This window comes from Streptomyces sp. BR1 (assembly GCF_052373795.1).
Lineage (GTDB): Bacteria > Actinomycetota > Actinomycetes > Streptomycetales > Streptomycetaceae > Streptomyces.
Genome location: NZ_CM126252.1, coordinates 2,450,441 through 2,468,815 on the forward strand (window position 1 = coordinate 2,450,441; position 18,375 = coordinate 2,468,815).

The 18,375-nt window shown below is 68.6% G+C and carries 14 protein-coding genes; 2 read left to right on the forward strand and 12 right to left on the reverse strand.

The features are described from left to right. Positions 1 to 68: 68 nt before the first annotated feature. The 5 genes from ACT1U9_RS10330 to ACT1U9_RS10350 form a co-directional block, all read right to left on the reverse strand. Positions 69 to 1,097 (reverse strand): ABC transporter ATP-binding protein, encoded by a 1,029-nt coding sequence (locus tag ACT1U9_RS10330; protein ID WP_444538047.1) that lies wholly within the window; start codon positions 1,095 to 1,097, stop codon positions 69 to 71. Beyond that, positions 1,090 to 2,064, reverse strand: a complete 975-nt coding sequence (locus ACT1U9_RS10335; RefSeq protein ID WP_444538048.1) for an ABC transporter ATP-binding protein — start codon at positions 2,062 to 2,064, stop codon at positions 1,090 to 1,092. Before ACT1U9_RS10335 ends, ACT1U9_RS10330 begins: the two co-directional genes overlap by 8 nt. 13 nt (positions 2,065 to 2,077) lie before the next feature. Beyond that, entirely contained in the window at positions 2,078 to 3,094 is a 1,017-nt protein-coding gene (locus tag ACT1U9_RS10340; RefSeq protein ID WP_444538049.1) for an ABC transporter permease, read from the reverse strand. Next, positions 3,087 to 4,010, reverse strand: coding sequence for an ABC transporter permease (locus ACT1U9_RS10345; protein ID WP_444538050.1), 924 nt, complete (start codon positions 4,008 to 4,010; stop codon positions 3,087 to 3,089). The genes ACT1U9_RS10340 and ACT1U9_RS10345 overlap by 8 nt, the downstream gene beginning before the upstream one ends. A gap of 72 nt (positions 4,011 to 4,082) precedes the next feature. Beyond that, on the reverse strand, positions 4,083 to 5,717 hold the full coding sequence (locus ACT1U9_RS10350) for a peptide ABC transporter substrate-binding protein (protein WP_444538051.1): 1,635 nt from the start codon (positions 5,715 to 5,717) through the stop codon (positions 4,083 to 4,085). A 157-nt stretch (positions 5,718 to 5,874) separates the two neighbouring features. Between ACT1U9_RS10350 and ACT1U9_RS10355 the strand changes: the two genes are divergently transcribed. Next, a complete protein-coding gene (locus tag ACT1U9_RS10355; RefSeq protein WP_444538052.1) occupies positions 5,875 to 6,687 on the forward strand; it encodes a GNAT family N-acetyltransferase in 813 nt (270 codons plus the stop codon). 88 nt (positions 6,688 to 6,775) lie between these two features. Here ACT1U9_RS10355 and ACT1U9_RS10360 read toward each other — a convergent pair whose 3' ends face one another. The 7 genes from ACT1U9_RS10360 to ACT1U9_RS10390 all read right to left on the reverse strand — a co-directional run bounded on the left by ACT1U9_RS10360 (position 6,776) and on the right by ACT1U9_RS10390 (position 17,760). Further along, the gene (locus ACT1U9_RS10360) at positions 6,776 to 7,927 is read right to left on the reverse strand and encodes an ABC transporter ATP-binding protein (RefSeq protein ID WP_444538053.1); all 1,152 of its coding nucleotides are present in this window, start codon (positions 7,925 to 7,927) and stop codon (positions 6,776 to 6,778) included. Beyond that, entirely contained in the window at positions 7,920 to 8,978 is a 1,059-nt protein-coding gene (locus ACT1U9_RS10365; protein WP_444538054.1) for an ABC transporter ATP-binding protein, read from the reverse strand. The genes ACT1U9_RS10360 and ACT1U9_RS10365 overlap by 8 nt, the downstream gene beginning before the upstream one ends. A 14-nt stretch (positions 8,979 to 8,992) precedes the next feature. Continuing rightward, positions 8,993 to 9,934, reverse strand: a complete 942-nt coding sequence (locus ACT1U9_RS10370; RefSeq protein ID WP_444538055.1) for an ABC transporter permease — start codon at positions 9,932 to 9,934, stop codon at positions 8,993 to 8,995. Continuing rightward, positions 9,927 to 10,856, reverse strand: coding sequence for an ABC transporter permease (locus tag ACT1U9_RS10375; protein ID WP_188276088.1), 930 nt, complete (start codon positions 10,854 to 10,856; stop codon positions 9,927 to 9,929). The genes ACT1U9_RS10370 and ACT1U9_RS10375 overlap by 8 nt, the downstream gene beginning before the upstream one ends. A gap of 136 nt (positions 10,857 to 10,992) precedes the next feature. Further along, a complete protein-coding gene (locus tag ACT1U9_RS10380) occupies positions 10,993 to 12,624 on the reverse strand; it encodes a peptide ABC transporter substrate-binding protein (RefSeq protein ID WP_444538056.1) in 1,632 nt (543 codons plus the stop codon). Positions 12,625 to 13,079: 455 nt separating this feature from the next. Then, a complete protein-coding gene (gene typA, locus ACT1U9_RS10385; protein ID WP_444538057.1) occupies positions 13,080 to 14,981 on the reverse strand; it encodes a translational GTPase TypA in 1,902 nt (633 codons plus the stop codon). Positions 14,982 to 15,297: 316 nt separating this feature from the next. Then, complete coding sequence (locus tag ACT1U9_RS10390; protein ID WP_444538058.1) at positions 15,298 to 17,760, reverse strand: ABC transporter family substrate-binding protein; 2,463 nt, start codon at positions 17,758 to 17,760, stop codon at positions 15,298 to 15,300. A 313-nt stretch (positions 17,761 to 18,073) separates the two neighbouring features. Here ACT1U9_RS10390 and ACT1U9_RS10395 point away from each other — a divergent pair, with 313 nt between their 5' ends. Then, a complete protein-coding gene (locus ACT1U9_RS10395) occupies positions 18,074 to 18,358 on the forward strand; it encodes a hypothetical protein (protein WP_444538059.1) in 285 nt (94 codons plus the stop codon). Positions 18,359 to 18,375: the final 17 nt, after the last annotated feature.

The window sequence follows — 18,375 nt, forward strand, 5'->3', positions numbered from 1 at the left end:
ACACCCGCGGACGCGGGCCCGGTGCACACTTTTCGCCCGCGGACCGTGCTGGGCCGCAGCCGACGAACCTACTCCGGTGGCACCACCGTCTTCTCCTCCGCGAAGTGGCACGCGGACGGGTGCTGGGCCGGGCCCGCGGCCAGGCGGAACACCGCCGGGACGGCGAGCTCCGGGACTTCCAGGGTGCAGCGCTCCTGGGCCTTCCAGCAGCGGGTGCGGAAACGGCACCCCGAGGGGATGTTCGCCGGGGACGGGACATCCCCGGTGAGAATGATCCGTTCGCGTCGCTCCCGGGCCGCCGGGTCCGGGACCGGGACGGCGGACAGCAGCGCCTGCGTGTACGGATGCGTCGGGTGGTCGTAGATCTCCTCGTCACGGCCGATCTCCACGATCCGGCCCAGGTACATCACCCCCACCCGGTCGGAGATGTGCCGCACGATCGACAGGTCATGGGCGATGAACACGTACGACAGCGAGAACTCCGCCTGGAGGCGTTCCAGCAGGTTCACCACCTGGGCCTGGACCGAGACGTCCAGCGCCGACACCGGCTCGTCCGCCACGATGATCTCGGGCTGGAGCGCCAGCCCCCGGGCGATACCGATGCGTTGGCGCTGACCGCCGCTGAACTGGTGCGGGTACCGGTTGATGTACTCCGGATTGAGACCGACCACGTCCAACAGGTCCTGCACCTTGCGGCGCCGGTCCCCCTTCGGGGCCACCTCGGGATGGATCTCGTACGGCTCCCCGATGATGTCGCCCACCGTCATCCGGGGGTTGAGCGACGTGTACGGGTCCTGGAACACCATCTGGATGTTCCGGCGGACGGAGCGGAGCGCCTTGCCCGACATCTTCGTGATGTCCGTGCCCTTGTACTTGATCTGGCCCGCCGTCGGACGCTCCAAGTTCACCAGCATCTTGGCCACCGTCGACTTGCCGCACCCCGACTCCCCCACGATGCCCAGCGTCTCCCCCGCCGCCAGGTCGAAGGAGACCCCGTCGACCGCCTTCACCGCGCCGACCTGCTTCTTGAAGAGGATGCCCTGGGTCAGCGGGTAGTGCTTGACCAGGTCGCGTACTTCCAGAATCGCCTCAGCCATTCAGGCACTCCTTCCAGAAGTGGCACGCGCTCTTGCGGCCCTCGGCGACGTCCGCGAGCGGCGGCACATCGGTGCGGCACACGTCCTGCGCCATCGGGCAGCGCGGATGGAAGGCGCAGCCGGACGGGATGTGCATCAGGTTGGGCGGCAGGCCCTTGATCGCGTACAGCTCCTGGCCCTTCTGGTCCAGGCGCGGGATCGAGTCCAGCAGACCCCGGGTGTACGGGTGCGCGGGCGCCTTGTAGATCTCATGGACCGGGGCCTGTTCGACGATCCGGCCCGCGTACATCACCGCGATCCGGTCGGCGACGTCCGCGACCACCCCGAGGTCATGGGTGATCAGGATCAGACCCATCGTGAACTCCCGCTGGAGCTCCGCGAGCAGGTCCATGACCTGCGCCTGGACCGTCACGTCGAGCGCCGTGGTCGGCTCGTCCGCGATGATCAGCGCGGGCTCCAGGGCCATCGCCATCGCGATCATGATGCGCTGGCGCATACCGCCGGAGAACTGGTGCGGATACTGCCCGACCCGCTCCTGCGCGGCCGGGATCCGCACCCGGTCCATCAGCTCGACCGACTTGGCCTTGGCGTCCTTCCTCGACATCCCCTGATGCACCACGAACATCTCGCCGAGCTGCGCGCCCACGCTCAGCACCGGGTTGAGCGACGACAGCGCGTCCTGGAAGATCATCGCCATCCCGGAGCCCCGCACCTTGCGCCGCTCGTCCTCCTTGAGCTTGAGCAGGTCCTGGCCCTTGAAGAGGATCTCGCCGCCGGTGATCTTCCCGGGCGGCATGTCGAGGATGCCCATCACGGCCTGCGCGGTCACCGACTTGCCGGAGCCGGACTCGCCGAGCACGGCCAGCGTCTCCCCGGCCGCCACCGAGTAGGTGACCCCGTTGACGGCCTTGGCGATCCCGTCCCGGGTCTTGAACTCGACCTGGAGGTCGCGCACTTCGAGCAGCATGGCGTCCAACTCCTCAGCGCAGCTTGGGGTCGAGGGCGTCGCGCACCGCGTCGCCGAGCATGATGAACGCGAGCACCGTGACCGCCAGGGCTCCGGCCGGCCACAGCAGCATGTGCGGGGCGTTGCGGATGTACTGGGAGGCGGCCGAGATGTCGATGCCCCAGGAGACCGACGGCGGCTTGAGGCCGACGCCGAGGTAGGAGAGCGTCGCCTCAAGCGAGATGTACGTACCGAGTGCGATGGTCGCCACGACGATCACCGGGGCCACCGCGTTGGGCGCGATATGGCGCAGCAGCATCCGGGAGTTGGAGGCACCGAGCGCCCGCGCCGCCTGCACGTAGTCGTTCTGTTTGGCGGTGATCACCGAGCCGCGCGCGATGCGGGCGATCTGCGGCCAGCCCAGCAGGATCATGAACCCGATCACCGGCCAGACCGTGGTGGAGGTGACCACGGACAGGAAGACCAGACCGCCGAGGACCACCGGGATGCCGAAGAAGATGTCGGTGATCCGGGAGAGCAGCGCGTCCCAGCCGCCCCCGAAGAACCCGGCGAGCCCGCCGAGCGTCGAGCCGAAGAGCGCGACCCCGAGCGTGGTGCAGACGCCGACGGTGACCGAGGTGCGCGCGCCGTAGACGGTACGGGTGTAGACGTCGCAGCCCTGCCCGTCGTACCCGAAGGGATGGCCGGGCCGCGAGCCCAACTGGGCTTTCGCGAGGTCGCACTTGAGCGGGTTGCCGGAGGCGATCACCGACGGCCAGAGCGAGATGAAGATCAGGAACAGGATGATCAGGCCCGAGATGATGAAGACGGGATTGCGCCGCAGATCCCGCCAGGCGTCGCCCCACAGACTGCGGGGTTTGCCCGCGGGGCCCGTGCCCTCCGGTCCGCCGGGCGTCTTCTCCAGGGTCGCGCCCTCGCTGAGCGCGAGGTCCATCGCGCCGCCGGTGCCGGTCGGCGCGATGGCTCCCTGATTGACGCCGCCCGCACCGGTCGCGGCGACCGAACGTTCGTCGAAGTCGGGCTCAGGCATAGCGGATCCTCGGGTCGAGTACGGCGTACAGGAGGTCGACGACGAGATTCGCCACCAGGAACACCAGCACCAGAACGGTCACGAAGCCGACGACGGTCTGGGTGCTCTGGCGCAGGATGCCCTGGTAGAGCTGGTAGCCGACGCCGTGGATGTTGAAGATCCGCTCGGTCACGATCGCCCCGCCCATCAGGGCGCCCACGTCCGTACCGATGAAGGTGACCACCGGGATCAGCGAGTTGCGCAGCAGATGCCGGGTGATCACCCGGTGCCGGGGCAGGCCCTTGGCGACGGCCGTACGGACGTAGTCGGCGCGGGAGTTCTCGGCGATCGAGGTCCGGGTGAGCCGGGTGACGTACGCCAGGGAGACCGAGGCGAGCACCAGGCCGGGGATCAGGAGCTCGTTGAACGGCGCCTCCGGGGACACCGACGGCTTGATCCAGCCCCACTCGACACCGAGCAGCAACTGGAGCACCAGACCGGTGACGAACGTCGGGATCGCGATGACGACGAGGGTCAGGACCAGCACCCCGGTGTCGACCGGACGCCCGCGCCTGAGCCCCGTGACGACGCCGAGGGTGATGCCGATGACGATCTCGAAGAGGATCGCGACGATCGTGAGCCGGATGGTGACGGGGAAGGCGGTCGACATCAGCTCGGTGACCTTCTGGCCGTTGAACGCGGTCCCGAAGTCACCGGTGAACACGTTCCCCATGTAGGTCGTGTATTGCTGCCAGACCGGCTTGTCGAGGCCGAACTCCTGCTTGAGGCGGGCGGCTGTCGCCGGATCGCAGGCCCGCTCGCCGCAGAGCCCGGCGATGGGGTCGCCCATGACGTTGACCATCAGGAAGATCAGCAGCGTGGCGCCGATGAAGACCGGGATCATCTGCAGCAGCCGCCGGATCACATAACGTCCCATGAACCGCTCCGGGAGTCGGGGAAGAGGTCCGGCCCGGCGCGAGGGGCACGCCGGGCCGCACCTCCGCCGGCGTCAGCTGACCTTGATCTCGTTGTAGACCGGGACGCTGAACGGGTTCAGCGCGACATTGGAGACCCGGGTCGAGTAGCCGGCGCTGCCGTTCTGGTACCAGAGCGGGATGGCGCCCATCTGGTCCCGCAGCACGCCCTCGGCCTGCTGGAAGAGGCCGACCGCCTTGGCCTTGTCCGTCTCGGCGTTGGCCTCGTTGACCAGCTTGTCGAAGTCGGCGTTGGTCCACTTGCCGTCGTTGGAGGAGGCGTCGGTGTAGTAGAGCGGCTGGAGGAAGTTCTGGATCAGCGGGTAGTCCATCTGCCAGCCCGCCCGGAACGGCCCGGACATCTTGCTCTGGGTGATCTGGTTGCGGAAGTCGGCGAAGGTGCCGACCGGGTTGCCGACGCACGCCTTGTCGTTGCCCAGCGCGTTGTTGACGCTGTTGCAGACGGCGTCGACCCACTCCTTGTGCGAGCCGGTGTCCGCGTTGTACGAGATCTTCAGCTGGCCGCCGGGGATGCCGCCGCCGTCCTGGATCAGCTTCTTGGCCCCGGCCGGGTCGTACTTGCAGGCGTCCCCGCACAGCCCGTCCTTGTAGCCGCCGGCCGCGCCGAGCACCGGCGAGGTCCAGTCGGTGGCCGGGGTGCGGGTCTTCTGGAAGATGGTGTCGGTGATCTGGGCGCGGTTGATGGCCATCGAGATGCCCTTGCGGACCTTCGCCGCGCCCGGGGTGTTCCAGGCCGCGTCGTAGTACGGGAACGCAAGCGTCTGGATGATGCCGGCCGGGGTGTTGATGTAGCGGTCGCCGAGGTCGGCCTTGACGTTCTTGAGCTGGGAGGCGGGCACGTCGTCGACGAGGTCGAGGTTGCCGGCGGTCAGATCGGTGTAGGCGGTGTTGTTGTCGGTGTAGACCTTGAGGTCCACGCCGCCGTTCTGGGCCTTGTCCGCCCCCATGTACCCGTCCCACTTGCGCATTTCCAGCTTGGAGCCCTTGGTGTACGAGTTGACGGTGTACGGGCCGTTGCCGATCGGCTTGGAGAGCCACGCCGAGTGGTTGTCGAAGAACGCCTTGGGCAGCGGCGCGAAGGCGGCGTAGCCGAGGGTGTCGGGCCACAGGGAGAACTTCTGGTTGAGCTTGACGGTGAAGGTGCGGTCCCCGGTGACCTTCAGGCCGGAGAGCGTGTCGGCGGTCGCCTCGCCCTTCTCGGGGTGGACCTTGTCGTACCCGTCGATGTAGCCGAAGAAGTACGCGTTCTTCTGGTTGTTCTTGAGGTTGGCGCCGTAGTTCCAGGCGTCCACGAAGGACTTGGCGGTGACCTTCTCGCCGTTGGAGAAGGTCCAGCCGTCCTTGACGGTGACGGCGAAGTCGGTCGAGTCGGTGGTCTCGATCTTCTCGGCGAGCATGTCCTTGGCCGCGCCGGTCTTGGGGTCGTACCGCTTGAGGCCGCGGAAGAGCATGTCGAGGACCTTGCCGCCCTGCACCTCGTTGGTGTTGGCGGGCTCCAGCGGGTTCTGCGGATCGCCCCAGGACGAGCTCACGATGCCGGCGGCGCCACCGCCCCCGCCGCCACCTCCGCCTCCGCCTCCGCAGGCCGTCGCCGCGAGGGCGACGACCACCGCACATGCGGCCCACTTGGCCTGCGTGGCTCCGCGCATGGAGTCCTCCTGGGGTCTCAAAACTGACTTAGGCCCAAATATCACCCCAGGAGTGGACAGACCGCACGTCACCACACCCATTCGGGCGTACGGCGAAAGGGGAGGCTGGCACCGGAAATCGGCTGCGCCCGACCGCGGGGAGGTTGGAAAATAGGGCATGACCTGGCATCTGACGGATGACGCAGAAGAGTTCCGGACCTCAGCGGAAACGTTCCTGGCCACCGATCCGGCCCGCAACACGGTGCTGCTCACCCTGGCCGAGGGAGCGCGGGCCGGTGTCTGGCCGGGCGCGCGCTTCGGCTGGTGGACCGCGCGGGACGGCGCGGTGGGCGGCGCGTACATACAGACGCCGGGGATGCCTCCGGTGCTCGGCACGATGCCGGACGAGGCGGCCCGCGCCCTCGCCGAGGTGCTGCGCGGCAGCGGCCTCGTCGGGGTGAACGGCGCCACCGCCACCGCGCGGGCCTTCGGCGAGGCGTGGGGGCCGTACCGGGTGGACCGCGAGGAGCGGCTGTTCCGGCTCGCCGAGCTCGCCGAACCGGCGCCGGTCGGCGGGCGCTCCCGGCTCGCGACCGAGGCGGACGTGCCGCTGGTGACCGAGTGGATGAACGCCTTCATCGACGAGCTGGGGCTGCCCGCGGAGCTGGGCGCCGCGCGGACCGCGTCCCGTCGCACCTCGGCCGGGCAACTGGTGCTCTGGGAGGGCGAGGAGGGCCCGGCGTCCCTCGCCGCCGCCTCGGCGGTCCTGGCCGGCCAGTCCCGTATCGGCCCGGTCTACACCCCGCCCGCCCTGCGCGGCCGGGGCTACGCGGCCGCGGCCACGGCGGCGGCCACCCGCCTCGCCACCGGCTGGGGCGCGGCCGAGGTCGTCCTCTTCACGGACCTCGCCAACCCGACGAGCAACGCGCTCTACCAACGGCTGGGGTATCAGCGGGTCCAGGACCATCTGGTCCTTGACTTCACGGGCTGAGGGCTTGAGTCTGCGGGGCCCGTACGAGAGAGGGGCGCCCGGAACCGTGAAGTTCCGGGCGCCCCTCTTCGTATGACGCGAGCCGCGGTCAGGCCGCGCCCACCACGTCCTTCTCCTCGGCGAAGTGGCACGCCGAGTCGTGGGCGGCCAGGGTGTCCTTGCCCTGGAACCGCTCCGGGATCGCGAGCAGCGGGACCTCGGTGGAGCAGCGCTCCTCCGCCTTCCAGCAGCGGGTGCGGAAGCGGCAGCCCGACGGCGGGTTGGCCGGGGACGGGACGTCACCGGTCAGGATGATCCGCTCGCGGTGCTCGCGCGCGTCCGGGTCCGGGACCGGGACGGCGGAGAGCAGCGCCTGGGTGTACGGATGCGTCGGGTGCTCGTAGATCTCCTCGTCCGTGCCGATCTCGGCCATCTTGCCGAGGTACATCACACCGACGCGGTCGGAGATGTGCCGGACGATCGAGAGGTCGTGCGCGATGAAGATGTAGGAGAGGTTGAACTCGTCCTGGAGCTTCTCCATCAGGTTGATGACCTGCGCCTGCACCGACACGTCGAGCGCGGAGACCGGCTCGTCGCAGATGATGATCTCGGGGTTGAGCGCGAGGCCGCGGGCGATGCCGATGCGCTGGCGCTGACCGCCCGAGAACTGGTGCGGGTACCGGTTGATGTACTCCGGGTTGAGGCCGACGACGTCCAGGAGCTCCTGGACGCGCTTGCGGCGGTCGCCCTTGGGAGCCACCTCGGGGTGGATCTCGAAGGGCTCCCCGATGATGTCGCCCACCGTCATACGGGGGTTGAGCGAGGTGTACGGGTCCTGGAACACCATCTGGATGTTGCGGCGGACCGCCTTCAGCGCGCGCCCGGACAGCTTGGTGATGTCCTGGCCCTTGTAGAAGACCTCGCCGGCGGTCGCCCGCTCCAGCGTCATCAGCAGCTTGGCGACGGTCGACTTGCCGCAGCCGGACTCGCCGACGATGCCCAGGGTCTCGCCCTGGTACAGGTCGAAGGAGACCCCGTCGACGGCCTTGACCGCGCCGATCTGCTTCTTGAAGAGGATGCCCTGGGTCAGCGGGAAGTGCTTGACCAGGTTGCGCACCTGGAGGATCGGCTCGCCGCGGTCGACCTTGACGTCGAGGAGCGCCTCGACCTCGGTGGTCGTGGAGGCGTCCGTCTTCACGACGTCGGTGACGCTCGCGGTGGGCGCGTCCACGGCCTCGTCCTTCTTGTTCTGCTCAGCCATGGATCGTCTCCTTCCAGAAGTGGCAGGCGCTGCCGCGGCCGGGCAGGTCCGCGCCGTCCGCCTCGGTGACCGGAGCGAGCTTCGGCACCTCGGTACGGCAGATGTCCTGCGCCTTGGGGCAGCGCGGGTTGAACGCGCAACCGCCGGGGATCTTCAGCAGGTTGGGCGGCAGACCCTTGATCGCGTACAGCTCCTGGCCCTTCTGGTCCAGGCGCGGGATCGAGTCGAGCAGACCCCGGGTGTACGGGTGCGCGGGGCGCTTGTACAGCTCGTGCACCGGCGCGGTCTCCACGATCCGGCCCGCGTACATCACGGCGATCTTGTCCGCGACGTCCGCGACCACACCGAGGTCGTGGGTGATCAGGATCAGGCCCATGTGGTACTCGCGCTGGAGCTCCGCGAGCAGGTCCATGACCTGCGCCTGGACCGTCACGTCGAGCGCGGTGGTCGGCTCGTCCGCGATGATCAGGTCGGGCTCCAGGGCGAGCGCCATCGCGATCATGATGCGCTGGCGCATACCGCCGGAGAACTGGTGGGGGTAGTCGTTGACCCGCGCGGCGGCCGCGGGGATCTTGACCTTGTCCATCAGCTCGATGGCCTTGGCCTTCGCCTCCTTGCGGGAGGCGCCCTGGTGCACCCGGAACATCTCGCCGAGCTGGTAGCCCACGCTCAGCACCGGGTTGAGGGCGGAGAGCGCGTCCTGGAAGATCATCGCGATCTTCTGGCCGCGGATGGCGCGGCGGTCCTCCGCGCTCATCTTCAGCATGTCCTCGCCGCGGAACAGGATCTCGCCCTGCGGGATCTTGCCGGGCGGCATGTCGAGGATGCCCATGATCGCCTGCGCGGTCACGGACTTGCCCGAGCCGGACTCGCCGAGCACGGCGAGGGTCTCGCCCGCGTTGACGCTGTAGTTGACGCCGTTGACCGCCTTGGCCACACCGTCGCGGGTGTGGAACTCCACGTGCAGGTCCCGGACTTCGAGCAGCGGGCCGCTCTTGTCGTCGTCGGCGCGGGGCGCCGGGACGCTTGCTGTCTTGTCGATGATGCTCACGTCGTACGCCCTCCTCAGCGCAGCTTGGGGTCGAGGGCGTCGCGCACCGCGTCGCCGAGCATGATGAAGGCGAGCACCGTGAGGCTCAGCATGGCGCTGGGGAAGAACAGCACGTGCGGAGCGGTACGGATGACGGTCTGGCCCGAGGAAATGTCGTTGCCCCACGAGACGGTGGACGGCGGCAGGCCGATACCGAGGAAGGACAGCGTCGCCTCGGTGGCGATGTATCCGCCGAGCGCGATCGTCGCGACGACGATCACCGGCGCGACCGCGTTCGGCAGGATGTGCCGGATCATGATCCGGCTGGTGCCTGCGCCGAGCGCCTTGGCGGCCTGGACGTAGTCGGCCTGCTTGACCGTGATCACCGAACCGCGCATGACACGGGCGAGCTGGGTCCAGCCGAGCAGACCGAGGCCGAGCACCACGGACCAGACGGTGCGGTGGGTGAAGGCGTTCAGGATGACGATCGCGCCGAGCAGCAGCGGGATGCCGAAGAACACGTCGGTCAGACGCGAGAGCAGCGAGTCGAGCCAGCCGCCGAAGTAGCCGGCCAGCATGCCGACGAAGCCGCCGAGCAGCGTCACGAAGACCGTCACGCAGACGCCGACGATGATCGAGGCGCGGGCGCCGTACAGGACGCGCGAGTAGATGCTGCGGCCCTGGACGTCGTAACCGAACCAGTCCTCCTGGAAGACATGGCCGTAGTTCGGGTCGCCGAGGTAGTGCTTGGCGAGGTCCGCGTGGTCGGGGTCGACCGAGGTGAACATCCCCGGGGCGATCGCGATGAGCGCCAACAGGACGATCAGCAGCGCCGAGACGATGAAGAACGGGTTGCGGCGCAGGTCCCGCCAGGCGTCGGACCACAGGCTGCGCGGCTTCTCCGACGACGCGGTGGCGGCGACGGTGACGGCCGGAGTCTCGGTTTCGGCCTCGGCCTTCTTGAGGGTCTCAGGCATAGCGGATCCTCGGGTCCAGAGCGGCGTACAGCAGGTCGACGGCAAGGCTGGAGAGCAGGTAGACGATCACGAGGATCGTCACGATGCCGACCACCGTGGTGTTGTCCGACTGGTTGATCGAGCGGTACAGCGTGTTGCCGATGCCGTGCACGTTGAAGATGCCCTCGGTGACGATGGCGCCGCCCATGAGGGCGCCGAGGTCCGTACCGAGGAAGGTGACCACCGGGATGAGCGAGTTGCGCATCAGGTGGATACCGACGACGCGGCGGCGCGGCAGGCCCTTGGCGACGGCGGTGCGGATGTAGTCCGCGCGCAGGTTCTCGGCGATCGACGTTCTGCTGAGCCGCGCGATGTACGCGAAGGACAGCGAGCCGAGGACCACACCGGGCAGCAGCAGCTGCGTGATGTCGTTGGAGTCCTGCACGGTGGGCGTGACCCAGCCGAGCTGGTCGGCGAAGACCGTCTGGAAGATGAAGCCGAGGACGAAGATCGGGATCGAGATCAGCAGAAGCGTGACCACGAGGACCAGCTTGTCCGCGATCCGTCCGCGGTTGAGGCCGGCCAGCAGGCCGAGCACGATGCCCACGACGATCTCGATGGTGAAGGCGATCAACGACAGCCGGATCGTGACGGGGAAGGTCTCCGACATGACGTCGAGCACCTTACGGCCGGTGACGAAGCTCGTGCCGAAGTCCCCGGTGATGACATTGCTGATGTAGTGCCAGTACTGCGCGAGCACCGGTCGGTCGAACCAGTACTCGTGGCGCAGCCGCGCCATCGCCTGCGGGTCGGCAGGTCTGTCGCCCCACAGTGCCCGGACGGGGTCGCCGGGGAGTGAGTACACCATCAGAAAGATGAGCAGAGTGGTCCCGATGAACACCGGGATCATCTGGAGCAGTCGCCTCGCGACATAGCGCCCCATCGAGCCTCCATTGTCAGCCGCCAGCAGCCGGCCCGCCCCGCTCCTCGTGGGAGGGGCGGGCCGGCTGCCCTGCGCGAACGGTGTGGCGTTGCCGATGCCGGAACGCCTGGGTGGATCGACCGTTAGCGGCCTGGAACTACTTCTTCAGCACCTCGACGGCGGTGAACACCGGCTTGCCGAAGGTGTCGTACGTGACGTTCTTGACGTTGGCCGAGTAGCCGGCGTTCGTCTTGTAGTACCAGAGCGGGATGGCCGGCATGTCGGCGTACAGGGACTTCTCGGCGTCCTGGTACAGCTTGACCGACTCGTCGAGCGTCGCCGCCTTGTCCGCCTTGGCGGTCAGGTCGTCGAACGTCTTGTTGGAGTAGCCGCCCTCGTTGCCCGCGGCGGTGGTGCCGTACAGGTCCTTGAGGAAGTTGGCGTTCAGCGGGTAGTCCTGCACCCAGCCCGAGCGGTAGAGGCTCTGGACCTTCTTGCCGGTGCGGATGTCGAGGACGGTCTTGAAGTCCGCCTTCGCGTCGCTCTCGCACTTGACGCCGGTGGCCTGGGTGATGTTGGCGCAGACCGCCGTCACCCACTCCTTGTGACCGCCGTCGGCGTTGTAGAGGACCGAGATCTGGGCGTTGGTGCCGCCGGCCTCGGTGACGAGCTCCTTGGCCTTGGCCGGGTTGTACTTGCACGCGTCGCCACAGGCGTCCGGCAGGTAGCCCTTGACGGCCGGGGGCACGAAGCCGGTGGCCGGGGTGCGCGAGCCCTGGAGCACCGTCTTGGTGATGGTGTCCCGGTCGATCGCCATGGAGAGGCCCTGGACGAACTTCGCGCGGTCCTTGACACCCTTCATCGTCGGCGAGTAGGCCGCGATGGCGATGGTCTGGATCGAGTTCTGCGGAGCGTCCACGGCGCGCTTGCCGAGGTCCTGGTGGTACGTGGCCATGCCGCTCGGGGCGACCTGGTCGAGCACGTCCAGGTTGTTGGAGACGGTGTCCTTATAGGCGGCCTCGGAGGTCGTGTAGAACTTGAAGTCCACACCACCGTTCTTCGGCTTGTCCGGACCCGCGTACTTGTCGTACGCCTTGGTCAGGAAGTCCTGGTTGTGGTTCCACTTCACGAACTGGTACGGGCCGTTGCCGATCGGCTCGTTGCCGTACTTCTTCGGGTTCGTGTAGAAGACCTGCGGCAGCGGCGAGTAGGCGCTGTAGCCGAGCTTGTAGGTCCAGTACGGAGCCGGCGTGCCGAGCTCGACCTTGATGGTGTAGTCGTCCGGGGTGGACAGACCCGACATCTTGTCGGCCTTCGGGTCACCCTTGTCCGGGTGGACGTCGTCGTAGCCCTTGATGTCCGAGAACCACGAAGCGTTCTGCTGCGCGTTCTTGGCGTTGGCGCCCCAGTTCCAGGCGTCGACGAAGGACTTCGCCGTGACCTTCTCACCGTTGTGGAAGGTCCAGCCCTGCTTCACCTTGATGGTGTAGTGGCTGGCGTCGTCCTGCTTGATCGAGTCCGCGACGACGTTGCCGATGGCACCCGTCTTCGGGTCGAAGTCGACCAGCTTCGAGAAGAGCACGTCGGTGATACGGCCACCGCCGGTCTCCATCACGTTGGCCGGCTGGATCGGGTGCTGCGGCTCGCTGCTCTGGTAGCTGAACACGCCCGCCGGGTCGGCAGCCGCGCCCGAGTTGTCCGTGCTGTCCTTGCCGCCGCCACAGGCAGTCGCTGCCAGGGCGATCATTGCCGCGCCCGCGACCCACTTGGCGCTGTTGGCACCACGCATGGGTTCCTCCTCATGAGTCCACTTGTCACTACAAGAGGGGCACAAAAAGATCGCCGACACCCCTGACGGCGATCGATGAAGCGCCCCGAGTGTGCTCGTGAGTCGGCACTCCCCACAGTGCGTGACCCATTGACCCGAGCTCAATGGAGCCAACTATTAAGTACGGCCGGGCTGTAAACCACACTTAAAGGGTCTCGTTTTGACAACATCAGGACAGGCCAACAGTCCGAAATCCGGACAAACGGAGCACAGACAGACACCCCCGAAACGGACCGTTAACACATCTTCCGGAGCGCGGGGATCGATATCCGAACAGGATGTCCCTTAAAACAACTTGACCCCGCGCCAGATGAAGATCACTGCGCGGGGGTCGCGCCCGCCCCACCGTACGACAACGGCCCGGCCCCCCGCGATCTTCGCGGGGGGCCGGGCCGACAGGCTCAACTGGTCTGCGATCAGCCGTGCTTGGCGCGCGAGGCCGTGCGGCCGCGCTCCTTCTGGTCCAGGACGACCTTGCGGATGCGGACCGCCTCCGGGGTCACCTCGACGCACTCGTCGTCGCGGCAGAACTCCAGGGACTGCTCCAGGGAGAGCTTGCGCGGCGGCACCACGTTCTCGGTGTTGTCCGCGGAAGCCGCACGCATGTTGGTGAGCTTCTTCTCCTTGGTGATGTTCACGTCCATGTCGTCGGAGCGCGAGTTCTCACCGACGATCATGCCCTCGTACACCTCGGTGCCGGGCTCGGTGAACAGCACACCGCGCTCCTGGAGGTTGATCATCGCGAACGGCGTGACCGCACCGGCGCGGTCGGCGACCAGGGAGCCGTTGTTACGGGTCACCAGGTTGCCGAACCACGGCTCGTGGCCCTCGTGGATCGAGTGGGCGATGCCCGTACCGCGGGTGTTGGTCAGGAACTCCGTACGGAAGCCGATGAGGCCGCGGGACGGGACGACGAACTCCATGCGGACCCAGCCGGAGCCGTGGTTGGACATGTTGTCCATCCGGCCCTTGCGGACGCCCATGAGCTGCGTGACCGCGCCCATGTGCTCCTCGGGGACGTCCACCGTGAGGCGCTCGACCGGCTCGTGGGTCTTGCCGTCGACCTGCTTGGTGACGACCTGCGGCTTGCCGATGGTCAGCTCGAAGCCCTCGCGGCGCATCTGCTCGACCAGGATGGCGAGCGCGAGCTCACCACGGCCCTGGACCTCCCAGGCGTCCGGACGGTCGGTGTCCAGGACGCGCAGCGAGACGTTACCGATCAGCTCGCGGTCCAGGCGGTCCTTGACCTGGCGGGCGGTGACCTTGCGGTCCTTGACCGCGGACTTGGCGTCCGCGCCCTTGCCGGTGCCGCCACGGCCCACCAGCGGCGAGGTGTTGGTGCCGATGGTCATGGAGATGGCCGGCTGGTCGACCGTGATCAGCGGCAGCGCGATCGGGTTCTCCGGGTCGGCCAGCGTCTCGCCGATCATGATGTCGGGGATACCGGCGACGGCGCAGATGTCACCGGGGCCCGCCACCTCGGCCGGCTTGCGGGTGAGCGCCTCGGTCATCATCAGCTCGGAGATGCGGACGTTCGAGATCGAGCCGTCGCGCTTGATCCAGGCCACGGTCTGGCCCTTGCGCAGCTCGCCCTGCTCGACGCGGAGCAGCGCGATACGGCCGAGGAAGTTGTCGGCGTCGAGGTTGGTGACGTGGGCCTGGAGGGGGGCCTCCTCGTCGTACACCGGGGCCGGGACGTGCTCCAGGATGGCCGAGAAGAACGGCTCCAGGTTGGTGGAGTCCGCCGGGACCGTGCCGTTCTCCGGCTTGGTCAGCGAGGCGATGCCGTCGCGGCCGCAGGCGTAGACGATCGGGAACTCGATCTGGTCCTCGTCCGCGTCCAGGTCCAGGAACAGGTCGTACGTCTCGTTGACGACCTCGTCGATCCGGGAGTCCGGGCGGTCCGTCTTGTTGATGCAGAGGATGACGGGCTTGCGCTGCTGGAGGGCCTTGCGCAGCACGAAGCGGGTCTGCGGGAGCGGGCCCTCGGAGGCGTCGACGAGCAGGACGACGGCGTCCACCATCGACAGACCGCGCTCGACCTCACCACCGAAGTCGGCGTGGCCGGGGGTGTCGATGATGTTGATCGTGATGGGGGCCCCGCCGTCCTTGGGGTGGTACTTCACGGCGGTGTTCTTCGCCAGGATCGTGATGCCCTTCTCACGCTCCAGGTCGTTCGAGTCCATCATGCGGTCGTCGAGGTGCTGGTGCGCGGCAAACGCACCCGCCTGCTTGAGCATGGCGTCGACGATGGTCGTCTTACCGTGGTCGACGTGGGCGACGATGGCGACATTGCGGATGTCGTGGCGCGTGGGCATGCTGGCTGGCGCTTCTCTCGATCGGGAATCAGGCGTCTGACGGTCGAAGCCTCGTCCGCCCGCCGGGCGCGGACACGCCACGGCTAGTCCTATGGTACGGGGCCGACGCGCCCGGGGCCTCCCGGGCCGAACCTATGATCGTTTCTACGGGGTGGGAAAGCAGCGTGAAGCCGGTTCCTGCGCAGCCTCAAGGCCGGGTCAAGGGCATGCACGACCTTGCCCGCCGGCGGCCCGGCGGGCAAGGGACTTGAGCCAGTTCTGAGGTTCTGACCTGCTGATTCGTGGTGGCTGAAACTATTGCATCAGGGCCGGTCGATCACTTCTGGGAAGTTTCGGCATCCTTCGCGGCACTCGGTGCCTTCTTGAACCCGATGTCCTCGAAATGCGGGGCCTCGAACCCGAAGGCACCGGCGTTGGCGACGTTGGGCTTCACCGCGACCAGCTGCGGACGCTGGTAGATCGGCAGCGACGCGGCCGCCGCCCAGATCCGGGCGTCCGCCTTGCGTACGAGATCGCGGGCCTCGTCCTCGTCGAGCTCGCCGGCCGCCCGGTCGAAGAGCTGGTCGATGCGGTCGGTGCCGATCCGGGTGTAGTTCTGCTCGACCAGCAGCGAGCCGTCCGAGGCGGGCTCGGGCTTGGCGAACACAGGCCGGTCGTCGGTGGCCGGGTAGGCCGTGCCGGGCCAGGAGTACAGCGCCAGATCGAAGTCGCCCGAGGCGATGTGGTCCTTGAAGTAGCTGTCGTCGGCCACCTTGGTGATCTCGGTGTTGATGCCGACCGCCTTCAGCATCTGCGCGATCCGGTCGCCGACCGCCCGCAGCGACTCCGAGCCCGCGCCCGAGGGGAGCACGAACCGCAGGGACAGCGGCTTGCCGTCCTTGCCGAGCGGCCCGCCCGCCGCGGCCGGGGCCGCGGTGCCCTTCGGGGCATACGCGCCGGGGGCACCGCCCTTGCGGTGCGCCTCGGTGCGGTGGACCTCTTCCTGGCGGCGGGCGCCGTGGCCGGAGCCCGCGTCGTCGATCGCCTCGGCCTGGCGCATCAGGGCGATCTCCTGAAGGGCGGCCGCGCGGGCCGGGGCGAGCACATGCGTCTCGCTGCCGGGGCCCGAGCCGCCGGGCCGGTTGTCCCCGGGCTTGTCGTCACCGCCGCTGCCCGCGTCCGGCTTCTCCTCGTCCGCGTAGTACGGCCCCTCGCCGACCTTGCGGTCGCCGACCCGGTAGGTCACCTTGCCCGGCCGGTCGGGCGCCTTGTCGTCGCCGACGATGTACGTGCCGTCGCCCTCGGCGCCCTCGCGCTTGGCGTCGTCGTCCGCGTTGGCGCCGGACGCCTTGCTGCCCGCCTTGGTCGAGCCGGGCTTCTGGCGGGCGCCGCCCGGCGTGAAGCCCGCGTCGGCGAGCAGGGCCTGCGCCTCATGGGTGTCCTGGCCGCCGAGCGCGTCACTGTTGTCGGCGTACGCCTGCTGTCCGGCGAGCGCCAGGTGGCTGCCGGGCGGGTGCGCGGGCAGCCCGAGCGGCTTGAGCACGATCTCGGCGAGCTCCTTGCGGTCGAGGGCGCGGGCGATGGCCCGGCGCACCCGTTCGTCGGCGAGCGGGCCGGAGCTGCCGTTGAGGGCCAGCTGGGTGTAGGCGGGCTCCAGCGACCTGCGGATGGCGAGGCCGCTCAGACCCGCCTGCTCCTGGGCGTAGCGCTCGATGGCCTCGCGGGTCTGCTTGCGGGCGCGCACCTCCGAGTCGGCCCGCTCCTCGTCGGAGCCGTGCGCGACCGCCCAGGAGCGCAGGGCGGAGGCCGGGGTGATCGCGGCGCCGGGGCCATGGGCGAGCTCGGGGCCGTCGTTGCCCCGGCCCGCGCCCTTGTCGCGCTCGGCGAGCGTGATGCGCTCGGCGGCGGGCCGGTCGATCTCGGCCACGTCCAGGCTGCCGTCGGCGAGGGCGGCGACCCGCTTGTCGCGCGGCACGGCCCGGAAGACGAGTTCGTCGAGCTTGCTGGGCCTGCCCCACCAGCGCGGGTTGCGGGTGAGCGTGAGGGTGCCCTTGTCGCGGTCCGCCGCCTTCAGGAGAAACGGTCCTGCGGTGGCCTTCAGCTTGGTGCGGGCGCCGTCGTTGAAGGCGTCCGGCGTGCCGGTCACGTCCTTCGGGTAGAGCGGGCTGAACAGGGCGCGCCAGTCCGCGTACGGCTTGTTGAAGGTGACCTTGACCTCCAGGTCGTTGGCGCCCTTCTCGATCTTCTCGATCCGCTCGTACCCCGCGTTGCGCGCGGTCCAGTACGCCGAGTCGCGGCCGCTGAGCGCGCGCCACTGGGCGACGAAGTCGGGCGCCCCGATCTCCCGGCCGTCGCTCCACACCGCCTTCTGGTTGAGCTTGTAGAGCACGACCTGCTTCGGCTCGCGCTGCACGATCTCGGCCTTCTCCAGGAAGTCCGGGTTGCGCTGCGGTCTGCCCCGGTCGTCCAGGGTGAAGAGGCTGGGCAGCACGGCGCCGGTGATCCGTGCGGTCGCGGCGTCGGCGTCGGCCTGGAACGCGTTGAGCGTCTGCGGCATCGCGTCGACGGCCCAGCGCAGGGTGCCCCCGTCGGCGACCTGGGGCCGGGCGGCCGCGCCGATGTCCTGGGGGACGGCGGACGCGGACGCGTCGTCGCCCGAGGAGCAGCCCGCCAGTGCGGGCAGTGCCAGCACACCGGAGGTGAGGAGCGCGACGGACCGCAGCGACGCGGCGGTGCGGATGGCGGCGACGGTGCGGACCGCCCGGGATGCCCTCCCGCGCTGGACTCCGACGTGGGCCATGGCTTGTACCTCTTCGTCAGTTTTGTTTGCTTGGTGGCATTTCGCGATGATCACACGTATTGCCCACCCACTGAAGAGGACGGCCCCCCTGCCCGGGCGGCGACACGGCGTGGGGGCGGCCGGATCCCACCCGTGCGGCGCAATGACGGCGCGAACGGCGGACCGCGCGCCCCCTATAACCCCGTGCACGCACCTTCACAACCACGGAAGTGACGCGCGACACTCTTGGGCGCATGACCTTTCGGGGGGATCCGGAGGTCGCCCTCCGGAATGACCGGTTCACCGCCCGCTACTGCGGAAGGTAGGGCACGTCATGTCCCTGCAGGACGAGTTGACGGCAGTTCAGCGCTGTCTCGACGACCTCATCAGGTCGGTGGGACGGCTGGAGAAGGCCGGCGACGGCGGCCTGGACATCCGGCGGGTGCGGACCGACACCGACCATCTGCGCGAGAGCGTGGCGCTGCTGCGCGAGACCGCTCCCCGCACCGCCGTGGTCCGCCCGGACCTGGTGACCATCCCGGACACGCCGTACGACACCTCCCTCTGGACGGACTCGGACGACGAAGGTCTCGGCGCCCGCGACCGGCGCGCCCCCTGACCCAGCTGACTGGAGCC